Source organism: Enterococcus sp. DIV1298c, assembly GCF_017316315.1.
GTDB classification, from domain to species: Bacteria; Bacillota; Bacilli; order Lactobacillales; family Enterococcaceae; genus Enterococcus_B; species Enterococcus_B mangumiae.
The window spans coordinates 1-4240 of record NZ_JAFLWG010000082.1; the positions used below are offsets into that span (position 1 = coordinate 1).

Below are 4240 nucleotides of genomic sequence, written 5' to 3' on the forward strand. Positions count from 1 at the left end.
GTAAAAATAAAAAAGCGATTTAGAAAAAATCTAAATCGCTTTTTTGTTTTTATTTATTCATTTCATTTTTTAAAGCTTCAGGCATTTTTGGCTCATAGATAACGAATGTACAATCTGCTCCGATCGTTCCCATTGCGTATGTTGCGATAGCAATCGCCATAGTTGAGATGACGTGCATCATTTGTAATTTTTTTGTTTTTAGATTTGTTAACATATTTAATCTACCCCTTTATTTTTTATAAACATCAACAATGTAGCAATCGCTAAACCTAATAAGAGATATGTACGGATACTGTCACTAGGCAAAAGCAAACCGATCGTTGTGATGAACAGAATAATAAGAACTGTTTTTTTCAATTGGAATGGTCCGTTTGTTTTGTTGATCGTTCGCTCTTTCACGAATACTCCCAGACCAACTAATAGAATACCGAGACTAAACAAAGGACGGGTCAGTTCAAACCCAATGGAAGCGGTGATCCATGGCAACACAACCAAGAAAAGCACACTAAGTATCGTACAAACTGCACTATTACTTGCATGAAACCCTTTTGTTGTAAAGCGAACTGAGATGAAAACAAGGTGTGTGATGAATACTGCGCCCATGATGTGTAGTAGAAATGCAATCGCATACATCACCATCATTTTGAATAGATCCACAAATAGAATTGATAACCCATACTCCACCTTTGCTTGTTCAATCGGTGAAAGACCTAATTGTGCAGCAAAATGTCCGCTTATTTTCTTCGATAATTTTTCCTCTATAGAAATATACTCTTCAGTCATTTCTCACGCTCCTTCGCAGTTTATTATACCTATTTTATAATTTGATGGATTATTTTTTCAAAAGTGTAAAGAATCTTAGCAAAAGTGCAAAAAAACATGCGCTTATGCACTCGTTGAAAGATCATTTTCGAATCGTGTGACTAGTTTTTTTAAATATCTGGTGGAAACTAAGCATTCTTCCCCATTGGTCATGATCACTTTGCGTTCTTTTTTATTGATTTCTGATATATTAGCTAAATTGACGACAAAAGATTGATGACACCGACATAAAGAATCACTTAGTTTTTCGATTTCTTTGATTTTCCCAGCATATTCGATCATCCGATTGTCTAAATGAACGATCAATTTATGCGGAGTTGGGCTTGAGCTAAAGAATAGAATCTCATCTACATACAGTTTGACATCGACTGCCCCACTTTTCAGCCAAATTTGTTCTCTTGTAGACAATGCAGTATTCATATATCGTTCAATCGCAATATCAATACAGCTGATGATTTTCTGTTGCAATTGTTCTTCGTTATCTTTGATTATATAATCTAATGCCTCTACCTTATAAAGAAAAGTAAGATAAACAAAATCCGTATATGTTGTGACAAAAATGATTTTAGCTGTTGGATCATATTGACGAATTTGTTTTCCAAGTTCCACACCATTGATATCTGAATTTAGATCGATATCTAAAAAATAGATACCTTCTGTTTTATTCTTCGATAGATAAGACAAAATATCATAAGGATTTTCTGTCGCTAATTGAAATTCAACATCATAATCCATCATCATGACGTAATTCTTAACAATGCTGGCGATTCGATTACGATGGATCTCTTGATCATCACAAATAAAAATTTTTAACATAATTATCCCTCTACTCCACATATAGTTATGATTTGTATAAATTTATCCGATTGGATTTTCGTATCTAAAAAGACATTGGTATTCAATTTGACTAAATCATCTAAATTGGCTAACCCGATACCAGAATTCCCTGGTTTTGTCGTAAAATTTGGTTTTTTTAAATCATGTAGTTTAGGTAAGTTACTTTTACATTTATTGATCAACATGAAAGTACAATCTTTGTGATCAGCTACGATCGCTATTTCGATCTCCGGCTGTTCGATCTCTCTCGAAGCTTCAATGGCATTATCCAAAATGATTCCCAACATTCTTACTAGGACCATCGTGGGCATTTCGATCTTCTCCACCACTTTTGGTACAGATATGTTTACGTGGATTCCTTCTTGGTGAGCCATGTACAACTTACTCAAAATGACACTTTTGATTTCTCTTATTTTTATATTTGAAATCGAAGACATCTTGAAAATTTCTTGATCAAAAATCGTTCCAGTAGCTTTGATACTATTTCGAAAATAATCTTTTAGACCTGACAAATCTTCTGATTCAATATATTCTTCCAAAGAAATCAGAATATTTTTGTAGTCATGTTTGAATTTCAGGATCTCTAGATAATTTTTTTCTGCTTGCTCACTATATTCGATCAAATAATTCATTTGTCGTTTTTGTTCTTTATTTTCATATTCCGTCCTTTTTATGAAAATGAAAGAAAAACAAAGGACCGTTGATAACAGGCCATAGAGGATCACAAATAGCTCATGCGCATCCATCAAGTAGGCTCGTAAATTAGAAAACCTTTCCATGACTAACAGGCTAAAATAGACCAAGATCGTTGCTGTAGCAATGACCCCACTGATTTTTATCGTTAATAAATCCTTGTAGCATTTTTCTAATAACCAAGTTTTGAAAATATAGGCAAAGAGGAAAAAAAGACTAGTTCCTAAAATGACGGTTAATCTTATACTTAGATCTAAGTGTAGAATAGAATAGCTGAAATTGATGAGATAATCAGAAAAAATATATAAGCAGAAAGTGACAGAAGGGATAAATAAGGCTGTATAAATATTTCTCCTAAAATAAAAAGTGATCATACAAAGCCCTATCCATAGAACAATCGTAGCAAAAACATTGATCACAAAATAAAGTGCCATATAGCAAACTATTCCAATGATCGACATAATGACATAATACCAACTTTTCAAATACGTATCCAAAAAGCTAGTGACAAAAAAGATACAAGCCGTTTGAACGATGACTATCAACAAGCTTTCCAGCGTGTTTAAATTCACAAAAACCCCCCTATTTTGAGTAAATCCTCTTGTGTACAATGTAAAAATAACAGTTAAGTTTTGCTTTACGTGCAAAACTTTTATTGGATGAAGCGTAACGAAATTATTTTATGTATTTTTAATCAAAAATTTTCCACCTTATCACCAAAAAAGATTGTAGCATATTTCACTAGTTATTTGGATTATATGTTGATTAATATACTGAGTAGAACTTATCATTTTTTCGGTATAGCCAATGTTTTTTTATGAAAATTACCATTTCGTTTACATTTGTAACTATATATGTTATAATTATTTTTATTACGAATCATATGTTATGCGACATCTTAATTTGTTTTTATGAAATTTAATCCCACTGGCGTAACTAAAGGGTTACAAGGATGTATTAGTGGTTAGGGAATACATTGTTTAAATGAGAAAGAGTTAATATAGAGTAATCGCCTCTCAAGTAAGAGGTTTTAAGTAACACCAATGCTTCGTTAGATTGCCTTTTCTGCGGAAAAGGCAATCGTTCAGTTTCGTATTTATCGATAAACGATAAAAAATATTTGTTTTTCAATATATCCACATAGGAGGAAATCATATGAAAAGTCATTCACTATTTTTAAAAACAACTACTATTGGCGTATGTGCTGTATTCGTTCTATTCGGCCTTTTGTTTGCTACACAACTGTTAACAAGTGAAAGAACTAGACCATTCGATTGGCAAACCGCTCTCTTCATCGCAGTCATCTACATTACGCTATTTTCCGGTATCCTAATCGGTGGCATTATTTTCAAATTATTGACCAACATTTCTACTGACCAAACATTTTCTGATGATTCTCACCACTTAGTTAGTTATATCCGGAAAGTGATGATTTTCTTATCTATCAGTTCTTTTGGCATTTTACCAAAATTTTATCTATTAGCTGATGCAGATGATGCACCCGGATTGATGCTTTTAGGCTTGGCACTTGTTTTCTTACCATTTGCTGGTCTTGTCTTGATGAATGTCTTGATCAAAATATTAGAAGAAGCGATTCGTCTTAAGAAAAATGATGAATTGACTGTGTGAGGTGCAAGATGGCAATCATTGTAAATCTAGATGTGATGTTAGCAAAACGAAAAATGTCAGTGACTGAACTAAGTGATAAAGTTGGGATAACTATGGCGAATCTTTCCATTTTAAAAACCGGAAAAGCAAAAGCGATCCGCTTTACCACATTAGATAAAATCTGCGAAGTATTAAATTGTCAGCCCGGTGATCTTCTTAGTTTTGAGAAAGATATAGAAAACTAAATATTTTTATTTTATAAAGCCCACAAGACATAAAA

At 32.8% G+C, this 4240-nt stretch carries 6 protein-coding genes; 2 read left to right on the forward strand and 4 right to left on the reverse strand.

Features of this window, described 5'->3' with window-relative positions; all coding sequences use genetic code 11:
- Nucleotides 1-49: 49 nt before the first annotated feature.
- The 4 genes from JZO83_RS14060 to JZO83_RS14545 all read right to left on the reverse strand — a co-directional run bounded on the left by JZO83_RS14060 (nt 50) and on the right by JZO83_RS14545 (nt 2924).
- Nucleotides 50-214 (reverse strand): cyclic lactone autoinducer peptide, encoded by a 165-nt coding sequence (locus tag JZO83_RS14060; protein ID WP_206855197.1) that lies wholly within the window; start codon nt 212-214, stop codon nt 50-52.
- A gap of 2 nt (nt 215-216) precedes the next feature.
- Complete coding sequence (locus JZO83_RS14065) at nt 217-783, reverse strand: accessory gene regulator B family protein (RefSeq protein WP_206855194.1); 567 nt, start codon at nt 781-783, stop codon at nt 217-219.
- Nucleotides 784-885: 102 nt separating this feature from the next.
- A complete protein-coding gene (locus JZO83_RS14070) occupies nt 886-1638 on the reverse strand; it encodes a LytTR family DNA-binding domain-containing protein (RefSeq protein WP_206855193.1) in 753 nt (250 codons plus the stop codon).
- Nucleotides 1639-1640: 2 nt separating this feature from the next.
- Nucleotides 1641-2924: a GHKL domain-containing protein gene (locus JZO83_RS14545; RefSeq protein ID WP_206855191.1), complete on the reverse strand. Its 1284-nt coding sequence runs from the start codon at nt 2922-2924 to the stop codon at nt 1641-1643.
- 583 nt (nt 2925-3507) lie between these two features.
- Here JZO83_RS14545 and JZO83_RS14080 point away from each other — a divergent pair.
- On the forward strand, nt 3508-3981 hold the full coding sequence (locus tag JZO83_RS14080) for a DUF2975 domain-containing protein (RefSeq protein ID WP_206855188.1): 474 nt from the start codon (nt 3508-3510) through the stop codon (nt 3979-3981).
- Between the two features lie 8 nt (nt 3982-3989).
- On the forward strand, nt 3990-4205 hold the full coding sequence (locus JZO83_RS14085; RefSeq protein ID WP_206855186.1) for a helix-turn-helix transcriptional regulator: 216 nt from the start codon (nt 3990-3992) through the stop codon (nt 4203-4205).
- Nucleotides 4206-4240 lie beyond the last annotated feature (35 nt).

Coding starts and splice junctions, on each gene's coding strand:
- JZO83_RS14060 (WP_206855197.1), bottom strand. CDS start 214: ATGTTAACAAATCTAAAAACAAAAAAATTACAAATGATGCACGTCATC.
- JZO83_RS14065 (WP_206855194.1), bottom strand. CDS start 783: ATGACTGAAGAGTATATTTCTATAGAGGAAAAATTATCGAAGAAAATA.
- JZO83_RS14070 (WP_206855193.1), bottom strand. CDS start 1,638: ATGTTAAAAATTTTTATTTGTGATGATCAAGAGATCCATCGTAATCGA.
- JZO83_RS14080 (WP_206855188.1), top strand. CDS start 3,508: ATGAAAAGTCATTCACTATTTTTAAAAACAACTACTATTGGCGTATGT.
- JZO83_RS14085 (WP_206855186.1), top strand. CDS start 3,990: ATGGCAATCATTGTAAATCTAGATGTGATGTTAGCAAAACGAAAAATG.